The 15579-nt window shown below is 71.2% G+C and carries 15 protein-coding genes and 1 pseudogene; 5 read left to right on the forward strand and 11 right to left on the reverse strand.

The window, feature by feature from the left end; translation table 11 throughout:
- Window positions 1-652 precede the first annotated feature (652 nt).
- Window positions 653-1504 carry a glycerophosphodiester phosphodiesterase family protein gene (locus E1295_RS42070; RefSeq protein ID WP_246081022.1) on the forward strand — a complete coding sequence of 284 codons (852 nt, stop codon included), beginning with the start codon at window positions 653-655 and terminating at the stop codon, window positions 1502-1504.
- Between the two features lie 81 nt (window positions 1505-1585).
- Here E1295_RS42070 and E1295_RS51535 read toward each other — a convergent pair.
- Window positions 1586-1639, reverse strand: a pseudogene (locus E1295_RS51535) (hypothetical protein); the annotation flags it as partial.
- 3 nt (window positions 1640-1642) lie between these two features.
- On the opposite strand from E1295_RS51535, the gene E1295_RS42080 reads away from it, so the two are divergent.
- A complete protein-coding gene (locus E1295_RS42080) occupies window positions 1643-1978 on the forward strand; it encodes a DUF6010 family protein (protein ID WP_246081024.1) in 336 nt (111 codons plus the stop codon).
- Here the strand turns inward: E1295_RS42080 and E1295_RS42085 are convergent.
- Window positions 1973-3430: an MFS transporter gene (locus tag E1295_RS42085; RefSeq protein WP_246081026.1), complete on the reverse strand. Its 1458-nt coding sequence runs from the start codon at window positions 3428-3430 to the stop codon at window positions 1973-1975. The two genes, E1295_RS42080 and E1295_RS42085, sit on opposite strands and share 6 nt — an antisense overlap.
- A gap of 110 nt (window positions 3431-3540) precedes the next feature.
- The gene (locus E1295_RS42090) at window positions 3541-3864 is read right to left on the reverse strand and encodes a DUF3040 domain-containing protein (protein ID WP_132639950.1); all 324 of its coding nucleotides are present in this window, start codon (window positions 3862-3864) and stop codon (window positions 3541-3543) included.
- A gap of 79 nt (window positions 3865-3943) precedes the next feature.
- On the opposite strand from E1295_RS42090, the gene E1295_RS42095 reads away from it, so the two are divergent.
- Together E1295_RS42095 and E1295_RS42100 are read left to right on the forward strand one after the other, a co-directional pair.
- Window positions 3944-4435 (forward strand): MarR family winged helix-turn-helix transcriptional regulator, encoded by a 492-nt coding sequence (locus E1295_RS42095; protein WP_132639952.1) that lies wholly within the window; start codon window positions 3944-3946, stop codon window positions 4433-4435.
- Window positions 4436-4445: 10 nt separating this feature from the next.
- Window positions 4446-4619, forward strand: a complete 174-nt coding sequence (locus tag E1295_RS42100) for a DUF2249 domain-containing protein (protein ID WP_132639954.1) — start codon at window positions 4446-4448, stop codon at window positions 4617-4619.
- Window positions 4620-4725: 106 nt separating this feature from the next.
- On the opposite strand, the gene E1295_RS42105 is transcribed toward E1295_RS42100, so the two are convergent.
- The 8 genes from E1295_RS42105 to E1295_RS42140 form a co-directional block, all read right to left on the reverse strand.
- On the reverse strand, window positions 4726-6189 hold the full coding sequence (locus tag E1295_RS42105; RefSeq protein ID WP_132639956.1) for a family 16 glycosylhydrolase: 1464 nt from the start codon (window positions 6187-6189) through the stop codon (window positions 4726-4728).
- A 6-nt stretch (window positions 6190-6195) separates the two neighbouring features.
- On the reverse strand, window positions 6196-7737 hold the full coding sequence (locus E1295_RS42110) for an FAD-dependent oxidoreductase (RefSeq protein WP_132639958.1): 1542 nt from the start codon (window positions 7735-7737) through the stop codon (window positions 6196-6198).
- 87 nt (window positions 7738-7824) lie between these two features.
- Window positions 7825-8874, reverse strand: coding sequence for a LacI family DNA-binding transcriptional regulator (locus tag E1295_RS42115; protein ID WP_166427679.1), 1050 nt, complete (start codon window positions 8872-8874; stop codon window positions 7825-7827).
- On the reverse strand, window positions 8871-9941 hold the full coding sequence (locus tag E1295_RS42120; RefSeq protein ID WP_132639960.1) for an ABC transporter ATP-binding protein: 1071 nt from the start codon (window positions 9939-9941) through the stop codon (window positions 8871-8873). The genes E1295_RS42115 and E1295_RS42120 overlap by 4 nt, the downstream gene beginning before the upstream one ends.
- Window positions 9938-10966 (reverse strand): ABC transporter ATP-binding protein, encoded by a 1029-nt coding sequence (locus tag E1295_RS42125; RefSeq protein WP_132639962.1) that lies wholly within the window; start codon window positions 10964-10966, stop codon window positions 9938-9940. Before E1295_RS42125 ends, E1295_RS42120 begins: the two co-directional genes overlap by 4 nt.
- Complete coding sequence (locus tag E1295_RS42130; RefSeq protein WP_132639964.1) at window positions 10963-11826, reverse strand: ABC transporter permease; 864 nt, start codon at window positions 11824-11826, stop codon at window positions 10963-10965. The genes E1295_RS42125 and E1295_RS42130 overlap by 4 nt, the downstream gene beginning before the upstream one ends.
- A complete protein-coding gene (locus E1295_RS42135; RefSeq protein WP_132639966.1) occupies window positions 11823-12824 on the reverse strand; it encodes an ABC transporter permease in 1002 nt (333 codons plus the stop codon). Before E1295_RS42135 ends, E1295_RS42130 begins: the two co-directional genes overlap by 4 nt.
- Window positions 12821-14461, reverse strand: a complete 1641-nt coding sequence (locus tag E1295_RS42140; protein ID WP_220449159.1) for an ABC transporter substrate-binding protein — start codon at window positions 14459-14461, stop codon at window positions 12821-12823. Before E1295_RS42140 ends, E1295_RS42135 begins: the two co-directional genes overlap by 4 nt.
- 225 nt (window positions 14462-14686) lie before the next feature.
- Between E1295_RS42140 and E1295_RS42145 the strand changes: the two genes are divergently transcribed.
- Window positions 14687-15579 (forward strand): glycoside hydrolase family 3 protein (locus E1295_RS42145; RefSeq protein ID WP_425465399.1); only part of this gene is annotated, 893 nt, incomplete at its 3' end.

The raw sequence follows: 15579 nt of genomic DNA on the forward strand, positions 1-15579 counted from the left end.
CGCACCGGGGGAAGGCGCACCTGACGAGTCACACGATCATTATCACAGTGCCACACATCTAATACGCGACGAACGGAGATTCCTGATGCGCAGACCGGGAAGGTCACTGCACGCTCGGGCCTTGGCGACCCTCCCGCTCCCGATTCCCCCATCGCCTAAAGGCGACGGTCCCCTCGGGAGAGCTTGATGGGACACGTGCTGGTGACCGGGGCGACCGGAGGGATCGGCAGGCCGCTGGTCGGCGCGCTGACGGAGGCGGGCATCGGGGTCCGGGCGGAGACCACGACGAGGTCCGGGCGGAGAAACGAAACATCCGGCCGGAAAGTGTCCGGTCGGATGCTTCTGGAGTCGGCGATCGGCTCACCGGCGCCGCCGCCGACGGCGGCGGGCACTCGCGCCGGAACTGTCCGGATATAGGTCTGGATTAGGCACTGGCAGACGCGCGATGCCGAAGTAGTGCAGCAGAGACATGGTGACCTCCGTGGTCGTGCCGCTGACGGGACCGTTGTGTGCCCGTCTCCCCTGCCACAACACCCCGCCTTCGTCGCCTGTGCCCGTTCAGAACGCTTCTGACCGGGTTTTTACCCCCCGAACGACGACCCTCGCCGCGCGCACGCCCTTGATCGGCTCTTGTTCCGCCCATACTCTGCCCGTGCGGATCATCCCCCTGGCCGAACCGACGGACGGAGTCACCTTCCTCATGCTGATCAGGACGAAGGCCGCGATCGTGACCTCGGTGGCCGCGATCGCCCTGACGGGCACGCCGCCCGTGGCGCACTCCCAGGCGACGACGGCCGGCGCGGCCCCCTGCCCGCTGGTCTTCGGGCACGGCGGCTATCCTTCAGGGCCGAACCCCTGGGAACGCGACCAGATCCGCCAGCCCAACAACGCCCGCGCCGTGAACGCCCAGAAGGGATGGGGCGCCGACGGGGTGGAAGGCGACGTGCAGCTCACCCGGCACGGCACCAAGGCCGTCATGTGGCACAACACCACGACCAACGGGTTGACGGGCACCAGGAAGAACATCACCGACCTGTGGTGGGCGGCAGGAAGCGACAACCTGCGCGACCGCCGCATCGCACGCGGCCCGTACGCGGGGGAACAGGTGCACACGCTGCGGCAGTGGCTCGACCACGTGCGCTCAGCCGGCCTGGTCGCTCTGATGGAGGTCAAGCCCGAGGCCAGAGCCGTGCTCTCCGACCCTGCCTACGCGACGGCCGCGTGGACGGAGATCTCCGACCCGATCAGGGAACGCCAGGCCTCGCAACGCATCCTCGTCTACTCTCAGGACTCCTGGATCCAGGCCGAGCTCGCCAAGCGCCACCCCGGCCTGCTCAAGGGCTCCGAGGCGCGCTGGACCGACAGCGTGAGCTGGGCGGAGCCGCCGCCCTCCTGGAGCGGCAACGTGAGCCGCTGGCGGGAGGTGCTGGCCCAGGCGCCGAAGAGCGTGATGACGAACTTCACGAAGGACTATCGCGCCTGGCTCACCGACGCCTGCGGATAGACGACCGCTCGGCGCCCCCACCCGGTCCTTGAACGAGGAACGGTAGGACCGGGGCGTGACGCCGGCGACGCGCTTGAACCTCTCCCTGAAGGCGGTGGCCGACCCGAACCCGGCCTGCGCGGCGATGCGTTCCACGCCGTGGTGCTCGCCGGCGCGGGAGCCGCCTACCTCAGCGGCGGCGGGCTCGGTCCCGCGGAGTTCGTGCTGCCGATCGTCATGAGCTACGTCGCCTACCGGGGGCTGGAGAGCTGGACGTTCATCGGCATCGGCTGGCTGCTGCACACCGCCTGGGACGTGCTGCACCACCTGCAGGGCAGCCCTCTCCTGCCCTTCGCCGGCGACTCCTCCTTCGGCTGCGCCATCTGCGACCCGGTGATAGCGCTGTGGTGCTTCGCGGGCGGGCCGCCGGTCCTCGGCCGACTGCGCGCCCGCCTGTCCCGGGGGACGGCCGCGCGGCCGTCCCCGGAGTCATGACGGCGCCTGCACGCCGGACGTACGCCGCACCACACGTCCGGGGCCGGCGTCCGGGCGGGAGGGCCGGCGGCGCGGCAGGAACACGGAGATGACCATCCCGGCGACCCCCGCGGCCACCGAGATGAGCAGGGCGTAGCGCAGACCGTCCCGCGTGGGCAGCGCGGCGGCGCCCAGCCGCACGGTGTGCGCGGCCAGCACGGTGCTGATCACCGCGCTGGCCGTCGCCGTGCCGATGGAGCGCATCAGCGAGTTGAACCCGTTGGCCGCGGCCGTCTCCGAGACGGGGACCGCGCTCATGATCGAGGCCGGCATCGCGGCGTAACCGAGGCCGGCCCCCGCGGAGACGACGGTCGCGGCCAGCGCGACGTGCCAGACCTCCGTCATCAGGGCCAGCGCGCCGGCGTAGCCCGCGACGGCGAGCAGGGCGCCGAGGATGAGCGTCACCTTGGGGCCGTAGGCGCCGGTGATGCGGGCCGAGACGGGCGAGAGCAGGATCATCATGCCGCCGCCCACCGCCATGCAGAGCCCGGCCTCGAACAGGGAGAGCCCGAGCCCGTACCCGGAGGCGGGCGGGGCCTGGAGCACCTGCGGGAAGACGAGCTGGGTGCCGAACATGGCGAATCCGAACGCGATGGAGGCCAGGTTGGTGAGCAGCACCTGACGCCGGGTGGTGGTCCGCAGGTCGACCAGGGGGTTGGCGACCCGCAGCTCCACGAACGCCCAGACGGCGAAGATGACGGCCGCCGCGGCGAACAGCCCCAGGGTGAGCGGGCTCGTCCAGCCCCAGCTGCCGCCCTTGCTGATGGGCAGCAGGAAGCACACCAGGCCGGCCGACAGGCCCGCCACGCCGGGGAAGTCGAAGCGTCCCCCCGCGCGCAGCGACGAGTCGGGCACGATCGTGAGGGTCAGGACCAGGCCCGTCGCGCCCATCGCGGCGGCCACCAGGAAGAGCATGTGCCAGTCGGCGTACTGTGCGACGACGGCGCCGACCGGCAGCCCGATCGCGCCGCCCGCGCCCAGCGTCGCGCTCATCAGGGCCATGGCCGAGCCCAGCCGCCCGGGCGGCAGCAGGTCGCGCATGATGCTGATGCCGAGCGGGATCACGCCGACCGCGCAGCCCTGGAGCGTACGGCCGAGCACCACGAGGGGCAGGGCGCTGGTGAAGACGCAGATCGCCGATCCGATGACCATCAGGGCGAGGCTGATCACCATCATGCGGCGCTTGCCGTACATGTCGCCCAGTCGCCCGCTCACCGGCGTGAACACCGCCGAGGACAGCAGCGTGGAGGTGATGACCCAGGACGCGTCCTCCGCCGAGGCCGACAACAACCGCGGCAGGTCGGGGATGATGGGCACCATCAGGGTGAACATCATCGACACCACCATGCCGCTGAAGGCCAGGGCCGCGGTGACGAGCCCGCTCGATCTGCTGGGGGATGGGGGAAGCGCCACCGGGCTCCGTTCGGTCGGGGACAGGACAGCACAAGGCTGCCAGACACCGCGAAGGGAATACCCATCCCCCGCCCGCGCCAGACCTCGCCCCGGCGGCCCGCGCGCCCGGGTCACGACTCCTGGCGGTCGCCCTCCTCGCGCTGCGCGCGTGCCCACCACGCCCACGCGGCCAGCACGGTGAACAGCAGGGCGAGGAACGGCGATCCGGCCAGCAGCAGGATCACGCCGAACCCCGAGCTGACGACGAGCATGACGGTGTAGGCCCGTCTCGACAGGTCGGGCGCCGGAGCCGGGCGTAGCCGCCGGGTGCCGGTGCCGAAGGACTTCGCGAAGCCGGGGTCGTCGGCCCGCAACCGGCGCTGGATATCGCGCAACGCTTCACGTTCGTAGTCGTCGAGCACGACACACCTCCGGGGGAACCAGGTGCGATCCATCACCCTTCTGGACGATTTCTATCGTAACACGATATAAACTGGAGTCCACGGGTACGTTTCACAGGAGGACGGCGAGGCGATGGAGGACCAGGCAGCGGACGGCACCCCCCTGACGAAGCAGGACTTCGAGGCGCTGGCCCGGTTCCGCTTCGGCATCCGCAGCTACCTGCGCTTCAGCGAGGAGGCGGTGCGCGCCGCCGGTCTCACGCCGCAGCAGTACCAGCTGCTCCTGGCGCTGAAGGGGTTCCCGGGGCGCGACTGGGCCACCGTGCGGGAGCTGGCCGACCGGCTGCTGCTGCGCCACCACAGCGTGGTCGAGCTGGTCAGCCGCGCGCAGGGCCAGGGGCTCGTACGCCGGGACGCCCACCCCAGCGACGGCCGGGCGGTGCGGGTGACGCTGACCCGCGAGGGGGAACGCGTCCTGGGGCGGCTGAGCGCGCTGCACCGCGACGAGCTGCGGCGCATGGACACCGCCCTCCTCCCACCGACCTGGCACGCGGCGCCCTCCGACGACCAGGAGGACGACGCGCCGACTTCGGAGTTCCACGGCACCGGCCACGCACGTGGTTGAGGAAGGAAACATGGACACGGGGACAACGCTGCCCCTGGGGGAACGGCTCAACCTGTGCGCGCGCACCGACCCCGCCGCGCTCTGCGCCGCGCTGGCGGCCGGCGACCCGGACCTCGGCTTCGCGTACCTGGACTGCGGGCCGGACCGGTGGCGCGTGCGCGTCACCCGCCGACCCGGACGGTGACACGCACGCCGGCCCGCCGTCGCCGAACGTACCCCCGGGCAGGTTGACGTGACAGGTGTGAGCCCGCGGGGCGTCAAGGACGGCCCGCGGGCTCGGGGTGCGAGGGTCAGGTGCAGGCGATGGAGCCGTCGAACGGGCAGGGGTCGCCGGGCGCGGTGTAGGCGACCCGGTCCACCTGGAACGTGAGCGCCTTACCCGGGTCCTCGAACGGGCCCATGTGCTCGGTCAGCGTGTCGCTCCCCCACACGTTGAGGAACAGGTTGGCGTCGAGCTCGGGCAGCCGGGCCGCGTCCGTGATGGAGTGCACCTTCGTGCCGTTGACGTAGTAGTCGATCTTGCTTTCCGACCACACCATGCCCACGTCCACGAACCCGTCGGGGATCGGCGCCAGCGTCTCCCCCAGCGGCGTGCCGTCGTCCCAGGCCACGAGCTTGACCTTGCTCGGGTCGCGGCCCATGACCTTGATGTCGATGGCCTCGCCGGTGACGTACGTGAACATCGCCGACATCAGGCCCGACCCGGTGACCCCTTTCAGGCGGGCCTCGTACGTGCCGTGCCCCAGCCGCTGGCGGGTCTGCACCTCGGCGCAGGCGTACTGCCGGTCGCCGGCCGCCTTCTTGGTGAACGACAGGTTCAGCGTGCCTCCGGAGGCGGTGACCTGGTCGCGGGCCCAGGTGCAGTTCTGCTGGGCGCCGTTGTTCCAGCCGTCGGAGACGTACCAGCGGGAGGTGTCGAGGGTGTCGAAGTCGTCGACGAACGACGTGGTGACCGAGCAGGCGACCGAGCCGGTGAACTGGCACGGGTCACCGAGTTTGGTGTAGGCGATGTGGTCGTAGGACGCCTCGACGGGGTGACCGGGGTAGGTGAAGGGGCCCATCCAGCCGGTCAGCGTGTCGCTGCCCCAGATCTGGGCGTACAGGAGCTGCTCGTGGGTGGGCACCTGGCCGCCGGTCAGGGTCTTGACGAGCGTGCCGTTGACGAAGAAGCGCAGCCGGCCCGGCTCCCACACGTACGCGAAGTCGACGTAGGCGGAGGCCGAGTCGGCGGGCAGCGCGACCGGGAAGCCGCCGGAGGAGGTGCCGTTGACCCACGAGTTCACCTCGACCTTGGTGGTGTCCTTGCCGAGCACCTCGAAGTCGATCTCATCCCACGGCTGGTCGTGCACCGGGCCGATGTAGGAGAAGAAGGCGGAGTTCAGGCCGCTGCCCTTGCCCGCCTTCATCCTCGTCTCGAACGTGCCGTAGCTCAGCCGGGCACGCGACTGCACCTCGGCGCACGAGTAGTCGCGCTCCCCGTACGCCTTGTCGTCGAAGGTGATGGTGAGCGCTCCGCCCTCCACCCGTACGTTGTTCTTGTTGAACTGGCAGTTCTGGTGGTCGCCGTTGTTCCAGCCGTCGGAGACGTACCAGCGGCTGGTGTCGAGCGCGCCGTCGAAACGGTCGATGAACGACTCCCCGGCGGCGGCGGTGTCGATGGAGTCGGACGCGGTGGAGGCGGTGGCGGGCTGGAGGGGGATCAGGGCGGTCAGGCCGAGGACGAGGGCGGTGACGGTGGCGCTTAAGCGGGACATGGGCTCCTACTCTCGATGGGTACGGATCTCTTCCGGCCAGGCGAGCGTGGCTCCGAGCGTGTCGCTCAGCAGGTGCTGGTAGTCCGACAGGTGAGCGGCGTCGGAGCGGACCTTGCGCGGCGGCAGGTCGCGCTCCAGGCAGAAGCCCGCGAGCGCGCCCACGGCCTCGCCGATGGCCCACTCGACGGGGTGCAGCCGGTAGCAGCCGTTGGTGATGTGGGTGGTGCCGATGTTCTTGTTGGCGGGCAGCAGGTTGTCGACGCGCACGGGGATGAGCGCCCCGAGCGGGATCTGGAAGGGGTACGCCTCGATGTCGACGTAGGTGCGCCCCGCGGTGCTGGGATGCAGGTCGATGCGGTAGCGGCCGATCCCCACGCTGTCGTGGAAGACCTCGCTGCCCGCGCCCTGCGGCCTGGCCTGCACGCCGACGTGCTGCTCCACGACGGTGAACTCGGCGGCGATGCGGCGCGACTCGCGGATGTAGGGGGTCTTTGCCAGCCCGTCGCGGGTGCCGGTCACGTCGGGCCGCAGCCGCAGCCCGGGATATCCGCCCTCGGTCTGCATCCAGTACAGGAACGACAGCGACAGTTCCCTGCTGCCCGCGAGGGCGACGGCGGGGTCGGCGCCGAGCAGCGGGCTCTCCCAGTAGTCGATCTGCGGCCAGTTCACCATGGTCAGGTCGGGCAGGCCGGTGAACTGCTCGCCCGCCAGGATGCGGCGGAACTGCCACAGGTCGAAGTGCCCGGTCCCGTCGCCGAACAGCCGCCATTCGCGCCGTTCGAGCGTGATCGGCACGACGTCCGTCCACGACAGCTGCGGCCCCGGCCAGAACGGCGCCACGGTGTCCCGCCAGTGCTCGTATCCGGCGGGCCGGTCGATGACGTGCTCCTCACCCGGCCGGTGCTCCAGCGCGAAGCACCACGAGATGGCCTGCTGGTCGAGCGGGTTCGCCGTGTCGGGGGCGTGCGGCTCGCCGGTCGTGTCGCGCCCCTCCGCCCCGACGACGTGCTCCACGTGCGCGAGCTCCAGCAGGTCGCCCAGCTCGGTCGCGTCGACCACGTACGGCGCCGCCACGGTCAGCTCGCCGCCCGTCTCCAGGTCGCGCAGCGTGACGGCGTCGACCCGGTCGCCGCTCGTCCAGGCGGCGACCGGCTCGTGCCGGAGCAGCACGGTGATCAGGCCCGCCGCCCGCCAGGGGGCGAGCATCTCGTCGAGCACGGCGACGGCCACGCGCGGCTCGTGGTTCATCCTGCTGACGATGCCGAGCCCGGGGTCCGTCAGAGGGCCCGCGCCGGGACGGACCGGGTAGTTGCGCCGGTAGTAGTCGCGCACCCGGCGGCGCAGGTCGGCGTAGCCCGGCGGCGCGAACTCCCGCTCGATCCAGGCGTGCTCGTCCGGCGGCACGGCCTGGGCGGTCAGCTGGCCGCCCAGCCAGTCGGTGGGCTCGGTGATGATCACGTTGCGGCCGAGCTTCGCGGCTGTGAGCGCCGCCGCGACGCCTCCCAGGCCGCCGCCGACGATGAGCACGTCAGTGCGGAGTTCCGTCATTCCCCGTGGGCTCCTTTATGTGTGGATGAGAAGGCAGGGGCCGTCGCCGGGTCGCGGCGCGGCCCGGGGTGAGCTGGTCGTCACGGTCTAGGGCCGCTCCTCGCGGGCGGCGGCGACGGTCGTGCCGGGGACGATCGGGCAGGGCACGAGCAGGCTCTCGGGCGGCTCGTCGGGGTGGTCGAGCATGTCGATGACCCGGTCGACGGCGATGCGGCCGATCGCGACGCGCGGGATCTCCAGGGAGTCCCACTGGACGGAGGTGCCCTGCCAGGTGGCTTCGAGCACGGCGACGGAGATGTCCTGCGGCACCCGCACGCCGCGCTCCCTGAGCCCGGCGAGCAGTCGCTCGGCCAGCCGGACGCTCTCGGCCACCACGGCCGTCTCGCCGCCGCGGACCAGTTCGTCGATCCAGTCGCCGGTCAGGCCGCTCTCGCCGCGGAAACCGGGCGACCTGTCGGTCAGGCCGAGCCGCTCCACGGCCTCGCGGTAGCCGTCGCGCCGGTCGGCGTACGGCTCCATCTCCATGGGCTCGCGCAGGTAGGCGAAGCGGCGGTGGCCGTGCCCGGCCAGCTTGTCGACGATGCCGATGGCGGCGCCGCGGTAGTCGGGGATCACGCACGGGATCTGCGCGCCCGGCACCTCCCTGCGGCCGATGTGCACGAACGGGTAGCCGTCGTTCCACAACCTGGCCAGCTCCGCCCGGTCGGTGGAGACGCCGAGCAGCACGCTGCCGTCGGCCAGGTTGAGCCGGTTGGTGCCGTCGCGGTAGACCCTGCGCCGCCCGTCGCCCGCCCCCGTCGAGGTGAACAGCACCAGGTCGAAGCCGGTCTGCTCGGCCCGCTCCTCGATGCCCAGCAGGAACTCGAAGTAGAAGTCGGTGCGGGCGTGCGGGAAGACCGCCTCGAAGGTGTGCACGCCGATGAGGCGGTTGCGCTTGTTGCGCAGGTTGCGCGCGGACGCGTTGGGGACGTACCCGAGCTCCTTGATCGCCGCGAGCACCCGCTGGCGGGTCTCCTCGGGGATGCGCGCGGCGTCCACGTCCCCGCTGATCACGCGGGACACGGCCGACTGCGACACCCCGGCCAGCCGGGCCACGTCGGACTGGCGCGGGGCCTGCCCGCGGCGTTTGGACGTCATGGCCCTTCCTCCTTACCGGCGCCGGCGGCGCCGGCGGCTTCGGCGGCGGCGGCGGCTCGTGAGGCCAGAGCGGCCGCGTGGGTGGTGGACTCCAGTTCGCCGGCCCGGCCCTTCTGGTGCAGCCAGCAGTGCGCCCAGTGCCCGCCGCCGAGGTCGGTGCGCGGCGGCGGGCTCGGCTCGCACTCCGGCATCGCGAACGGGCAGCGCGGGTGGAAACGGCATCCGGCGGGCGGGCTCACCAGGCTCGGCGGCTCCCCCAGCTCGTCGGCCCCGTCGAACAGCACCGCCCGGTCGTCCTCGCCGCGTCCGGGGTCGGGCGACGACTCGATGAGCAGCTTCGTGTACGGGTGCCGGGGCCGGGCGATCACCTCTTCCTTCGGCCCGCCCTCGATCATGCGCCCGGCGTACATGACGACGATGTCGTCGCAGAGGTAGCGGGCGCTGGCGATGTCGTGCGTGATGTAGAGCAGCGCCAGCCCGTCCTCGTCGCGCAGCCGGGCCAGCAGGTTAAGCATGTCGAGCCGGATCGACACGTCCAGCATCGAGATGGGCTCGTCGCCGAGCAGCACCTTCGGCCGTACGGCGAGCGCGCGGGCGATGACGACCCGCTGGCGCTGGCCGCCGGACAGCTCGTGGGGGAACTTGTCGACGAAGTCGGCCGCGGGGCTGAGGCTGACCCGTTCGAGCAGCTCCAGCACCTGTCGTTCGAGCTCTGCCCGGTCGCGGGTGCGGTGGTGCAGGCGCAGGGCACGTTCGAGGTTGTAGCGGACGCGGTGCAGCGGGTTCAGCGACCCGAACGGGTCCTGGAAGATCAGCTGGACGTCGCCGTGGTAGCCGCGGCGGCCGGCGGGACGGCCGTGCAGCAGGACCTCGCCGCTGGTGGGCGGGTAGAAGCGGGCCAGCACGCGGGCCAGCGTGGTCTTGCCGCTGCCGCTCTCCCCCACCAGCGCCACGATGCGTCCGGGCAGCAGCGCCAGCGTGGCGTCCTCCACGGCCCGCACGACGCCGCGCCTGCCGACGGGGAAGTGCTTGGCGACGTCACGCGCCTCGAGCACAGGCTCGCTCATGATCGTTCACCTCCAGCAGGGTAGAGCAGGCAGGCGACCTCGTGCCCGCCGGTCGTGACGAGCTCGGGCAGGGTGCGGTCGCAACCGTCGAAACGTTCGGGGCAGCGCGGGTGGAACGGGCAGCCCGGCGGTGGCCTGCGCAGGTCGGGCGGGCTGCCGGGGATGCCGGTCAGCGGGCGCAGCGGGGCGTGCAGCGGCGGGAACGAGTCCCGCAGGCCCCTCGTGTAGGGGTGTTTCGGATCGGTGTAGAGTGCCCGCGCGGTGCCGATCTCGACGATGCGGCCGGCGTACATGATGGCGATGCGGTCGGCCACCTCCAGCAGCAGCGACAGGTCGTGGGTGACGAAGACGACGGCGAAGCCGAGCTCGTCGCGCAGCCGCAGCACCTGGGAGAGGATCTGGCGCTGCATGACCACGTCCACGGCGGTGGTCGGCTCGTCCATGACGACCAGGTCGGGCCGGCAGGCCAGGGCGAGCGCGATGGCCGCGCGCTGCCGCATGCCGCCGGAGAGCTGGTGGGGGTAGCCGCGCACCCGGTCGGCGGAGATGCCGACCATGGCCAGCAGTTCCGCGGCCCGCCGCCAGGCCTCCTTCTTGCTCATCCGCCGGTCGTGGGCGCGCAGCGCGTCGGCGAACTGGGCGCCGAGCCGCATCACGGGGTTGAGCGCGTCCATCGCGCTCTGCAGGACGATGGACAGGCTCGTCCAGCGCAGCTCCCGCAGGGACCTGTCGTCGAGTGCCACGAGGTCGACGGGCGGGCCGCCGTCGCGGCCGTGGTAGAGGATGCGGCCGGCTGTGGTGAGGGCGGGCGGGCGCTGGAGCCGGGTCAGCGCGGTGATCAGGGTGGACTTGCCCGATCCCGACTCGCCGGCCACGCCCAGGATCTCGCCGCGGCGCAGCGTGAACGACACGTCCACGCACGCCCGCACCTCGCCGGCGTACTCCACGCTGAGGCCCTCCACCTCCAGCACCGCGCGGTGCGCGGCCGGGATGGCCGGCGCCTGTTCCTGTGTCTGGGAGGTCATACCGCCTCGCTCCTCGCGATCCGTGGCCGCCGGCGGGTCCTGACGACCCGGAGTTTGGGGTTGGCCACCTCGTCCACGCCGAAGTTGACCAGCGCCGCCGCCGTGCCGATGAGCGCGATGCACAACCCCGGCGGCACGAACCACCACCACAACCCGCGCAGCACCGCGCTCTGCTGCTGGGCCGCCTGGATCATGGTGCCCCAGCTGATGGCCCCGGAGTCGGAGATCCCGAGAAAGGCCAGCCCCGCCTCGGCCAGCACCGCGCCGATCAGCGCGTGCAGGAACATCGAGGCGATCAGCCCGGTCATGTGCGGCAGCACCTCGAAGAAGGCGAGCCGGCGGTTGTTCTCGCCGAGCAGCCGCATGGCGCGGACGAAGTCGCGGCCCGCCACGCTCATGGCCTGGGCCCGCAGCGTACGGGCGCCACCCGCCCAGCCGAACAGCCCGATGATCAGTGCGATCGTCCACAGGCCGGTGCCCTGCAGGTAGCCGGCCACGACGAAGATGAGCGGCAGCACGGGCATGACGAGGAAGAGGTTCGTCAGGAAGTTCAGCACGCCGTCCACGCCGCCGCCGAAGTAGCCGGCGGTCACGCCGACCAGCACCGCCAGCGCCGTGCCGATCGCGGCGGCGAGGAAGCCCACGAACATCGAGCCGCTCGCGCCCGCGATCACCTGGGCCAGCACGTCCTGCCCGAACTGGGTGGTGCCGAGCAGGTGCTCGGCCGACGGCGGCTGGGCGATGGCCTGGATGTCGTTGGCTCTCGGGTCGAGGCCCAGCACGGTCTCGCTGAACCAGCCGCCGAAGATCGCGACCAGCGCGAAGAAGGCGATGATCGCCGAGCCTGCGCGTACTTTCATGCGCGCTCCCTGATGCGCGGGTCGAGCAGCGCGTACACCGAGTCCGCCGCGAGGTTGGCGACGAGCACGGTGAGCGTGATGAGGAAGAAGACGCCCTGCATCACCGGGTAGTCGCGCTGCTGAAGGGAGATGAACAGCAGGTAGCCGATGCCGGGGTAGCTGAAGACGATCTCGGTCAGCAGCGCGCCGCCGACGACCCCGCCGAGCGCGAGGGCGAAGCCGGTGAAGTTCGGCAACATGGCGTTGCGTGCGGCGTACCGGAGCATGACCCGGCGCGGTGACAGGCCCTTGGCCAGGCCGAGCAGCACGTAGTCCTCGCGCACGGTCGTCACGGTCATGTTGCGCATGCCGAGCAGCCAGCCGCCGAACGCCGAGAACACGATCGTCGCGGCGGGCAGGGCGCCGTAGTGCAGGACGCTCAGCATGAACGGCACGTTGAACCCGACGGGCAGGTCAGGGTCGTAGCCGCCGGCCAGCGGGAACCAGCCGAGCAGGAACCCGAACGCCCACAACGCCAGCAGCGCCACCCAGAAGTACGGCACCGACGACACGAACGTGGTCAGCGGGCTGACGATCGAGTCGAACCGGCCGCCGGCCCGCCATCCGGCGATCACGCCGAGCCCGGTGCCGACCGCGAACGCCACCACGGTGGTGCTGCCGACCAGCAGCAGCGTCCACGGCAGGCCCTGCCAGACCAGGTCGCTGACCGGGATGGGGAAGTTCCTGATCGACACGCCCAGGTCGAGCCGGGCGAGCTGGGCCAGGTAGTCGAGGTACTGCGAGCCGAGGTTGGCGCTCGGGTCGCCGAACAGGCGCTGGATCGACTCCAGCGTGCGCGGCGGCAGCGACTGGCCGCTGACCCGCTCCAGCTCCTCGATGATCGCCAGCGACGGGTCGCCCGGCATGAGGCGCGGGATGAGGAAGTTCAGGGTGACGGCCGACCACACGGCCGCGGCGTAGAAGCCGAGCCGCCTGGCCAGGAAGCGCCCGCCGGTCATGGGGCGGCACGCTTGAGGTTCATCAGCGTCATCGTGGTGTCGGGCCCGAGGTTGGGGAACGGCACATACGTGAACTTGTCGGGAGTGGGCCAGCCCGTCCACCGTCCGGCGTTGATCGCCACGAACCAGTACGAGTTGTAGATCGGGCTGAAGGGCACCTGGTCCACGACGATGGTCTGCATGTCCTGGGCGAGCTGCTTGAGCCGCCCCACGTCGGAGGTGCCCAGCAGTTCGGCCAGCACCGCGTCGGTTTTCGCGTCCTTCCAGCGGCCCAGGTTGGTGACGGCCTTCTTCCCGACGGGCTTGACGGCGCGGCCGGCCAGCATGCTGTAGACGCCGCTCACGCCGGCGCCGCCGGTGGTGGCGATCGTCAGGTCGAACTTGCCGAGCTGCTGGCTCTCGTACAGGTTGGCGCCGGGGGCTCCGGCGGACCTGACCTGCAGGCCGAGCGCCGACTCCCAGCTATTGATCATGATGTCGGCGTAGGGTGCCCAGCCGAAGTCCTGGTTGAAGGAGAGGCGGGGCGTGTACGACTTGCCGTCCTTGACCAGTTTGCCGTCGGTGACCGTCCAGCCGCCCTCCGCCAGCTCGCGCCTGGCTCCCTCGGCGTCGACCTGCTGCACCTTGCCGCGGTATTCCGGCTTGATCCAGTCCCGGTAGACCAGGTCGACCAGGCCGGTGGGGCCGGCCTCGGTGCCGGGCCGGTTGAGCGTGGTGACGATGTCGCCGCGCGGGATCGTCATCGCCAGGGCGCGGCGCACGTGGACGTCGTCGAAGGGCGGTTTGGCGGTGTTGTAGAGCATCGAGTACGCGCCGCCGGTGGCGTACAGCTGGTAGAGGTGCTTCTGCGGGTCCTTGGCGACGTACTCCTGCTCGGCCCCCGGCCACGACTGGATCGCCCAGTCGACCTCGCCGCGCAGCAGCTGCGCCTTCACCGCGTCCTGGTTGGTGGGGATGATCTTCAGGTGTTTCATGGGCAGCTTGCCGCCCCAGTAGTCGTCGCGGGCGCGCAGCGTGATCTGCTGGGCGGCGAACGACTCCAGCACGAACGGGCCGGTGCCCACGGGGTCGGGGTTGGTCCAGGCGTTGAGGTCCTGTTTCTCCCAGATCTTCTTCGGCACCATCGGCAGCGACGACGAGGCGAACTGGTTGATCTCGCTGAAGCCCGGTTTGGCGAACGTGACCGCGACCGTCGACCCGTCCACCTTCACCACGTCCTCGTACGTGGTGCCGGCCAGGTTGAAGTCCGGGTTCTCCAGGGGCAGGCGCAGGGAGAACACGACGTCGTCGACGGTCAGCGGCGCGCCGTCGGAGAAGGTCACCCCCTGGCGCACCTCGAACGTCAGCCGGGTGCCCGTCTTGTCGAACTCGAAGCTCTCGGCCAGCCACGGCTTGACCGTGCCGCCGTCGCTGTAGTCGATGCGGACCAGCGGCTCGTAGATCATCTCCGCGTTGGTGGTCTTCTGCGTCGCGGGGCCGACGACGTTGTAGTTGCGGACGTACGTCGTGCCGGCGTCGGTCTTGCCGAAGACGATGGTGTCCGTACGGGCGCCGCCGGCCTGCGGGCTCTGAACGCCCGCCGTGCACGCGGTGGCGAGCACCATCACGACGGCGACCAGGAGTCCTCTTGTTGCCATGTGTGTCTCCAGGGGGTGCGCATACGTATGCGCAAGCCGGCCGGGACGGGGAAGGGCCGGTTGCTTCTACGTATGAACAGGGACGGTAGGGACGTTACGGCCAGGCGTCAAGGGTGTGACCGGAACTTTTCGTGCCCCCTTGACGGGCGGGCGTTCTGTGCTTAGCGTCCCGGATCAACCCATCAGGCAGATGCGCTCATACGTATGAGCGGCGGGAGGCATTCCGTGCACCACCAGATCGACCAGCTCCTCGACAAGCTCACCCTGGAGCGCAAGGTCCGCCTGCTGACCGGCGCGGACATGTGGAGCACCCACGCCGACCCGGACATCGGGCTGCGTGCCATGGTGCTGTCCGACGGGCCGTCCGGCATCCGCGGCGTCACCTGGGACGAACGCGACCCCGCCGTCAACCTGCCGTCCGCCACCGCGCTCGCCGCCACCTGGGACCTCGCCACCGCCCGCGCGTACGGGACCGTGCTGGCCGCCGAAGCGCGGCGCAAGGGTGCCCACGTCGTGCTCGGGCCGACGATCAACCTGCACCGCAGCCCGCTCGGAGGACGGCACTTCGAGGCCTACTCCGAGGACCCGCTGCTGACGGCCGACCTGGCGGCGGCGTACGTGCGCGGCGTCCAGAGCCTCGGCGTCGCCGCGACCCCCAAGCACTACGTGGGCAACGACTTCGAGACCGAACGCTTCACCGCCGACGTCGTGGTGGGCGAGCGGGCCCTGCGGGAGCTGTACCTGGCGGCGTTCGAGAAGGCCGTGGTGGAGGCGGGGGCCTGGGTGGTGATGTCGGCGTACAACGCGGTCAACGGCGCCACCATGACGGAGAACCCGCTGCTGGCCGAGCCGCTGTGCGGCGAGTGGGGGTTCGACGGGGTGGTGGTGTCCGACTGGTGGGCCGCGCGCTCGACCGTGCCGGCCGCGCTGGCCAGGCAGGACCTGGCGATGCCAGGACCGGACGGGCCGTGGGGGGACGCGCTGGTCGCGGCGGTGCGCGACGGGCGCGTGCCGGAGGCGGCGGTCGACGAGAAGGTACGGCGCCTGCTCCGGCTCGCCGCCCGCGTCGGCGCCCTCGACGACCTCACCCCCGCCACCGCCACGGCCGCCACCACGCC

The organism is Nonomuraea mesophila, assembly GCF_004352805.1.
In the GTDB taxonomy this organism is placed as follows: domain Bacteria; phylum Actinomycetota; class Actinomycetes; order Streptosporangiales; family Streptosporangiaceae; genus Nonomuraea; species Nonomuraea longispora.

What these genes read in the sequence shown, in the direction of transcription:
- E1295_RS42090 (WP_132639950.1), bottom strand. Translation starts at nt 3,864, where the DNA reads ATGGATCGCACCTGGTTCCCCCGGAGGTGTGTCGTGCTCGACGACTAC.
- E1295_RS42095 (WP_132639952.1), top strand. Translation starts at nt 3,944, where the DNA reads ATGGAGGACCAGGCAGCGGACGGCACCCCCCTGACGAAGCAGGACTTC.
- E1295_RS42100 (WP_132639954.1), top strand. Translation starts at nt 4,446, where the DNA reads ATGGACACGGGGACAACGCTGCCCCTGGGGGAACGGCTCAACCTGTGC.
- E1295_RS42105 (WP_132639956.1), bottom strand. Translation starts at nt 6,189, where the DNA reads ATGTCCCGCTTAAGCGCCACCGTCACCGCCCTCGTCCTCGGCCTGACC.
- E1295_RS42110 (WP_132639958.1), bottom strand. Translation starts at nt 7,737, where the DNA reads ATGACGGAACTCCGCACTGACGTGCTCATCGTCGGCGGCGGCCTGGGA.
- E1295_RS42115 (WP_166427679.1), bottom strand. Translation starts at nt 8,874, where the DNA reads ATGACGTCCAAACGCCGCGGGCAGGCCCCGCGCCAGTCCGACGTGGCC.
- E1295_RS42120 (WP_132639960.1), bottom strand. Translation starts at nt 9,941, where the DNA reads ATGAGCGAGCCTGTGCTCGAGGCGCGTGACGTCGCCAAGCACTTCCCC.
- E1295_RS42125 (WP_132639962.1), bottom strand. Translation starts at nt 10,966, where the DNA reads ATGACCTCCCAGACACAGGAACAGGCGCCGGCCATCCCGGCCGCGCAC.
- E1295_RS42130 (WP_132639964.1), bottom strand. Translation starts at nt 11,826, where the DNA reads ATGAAAGTACGCGCAGGCTCGGCGATCATCGCCTTCTTCGCGCTGGTC.
- E1295_RS42135 (WP_132639966.1), bottom strand. Translation starts at nt 12,824, where the DNA reads ATGACCGGCGGGCGCTTCCTGGCCAGGCGGCTCGGCTTCTACGCCGCG.
- E1295_RS42140 (WP_220449159.1), bottom strand. Translation starts at nt 14,461, where the DNA reads ATGGCAACAAGAGGACTCCTGGTCGCCGTCGTGATGGTGCTCGCCACC.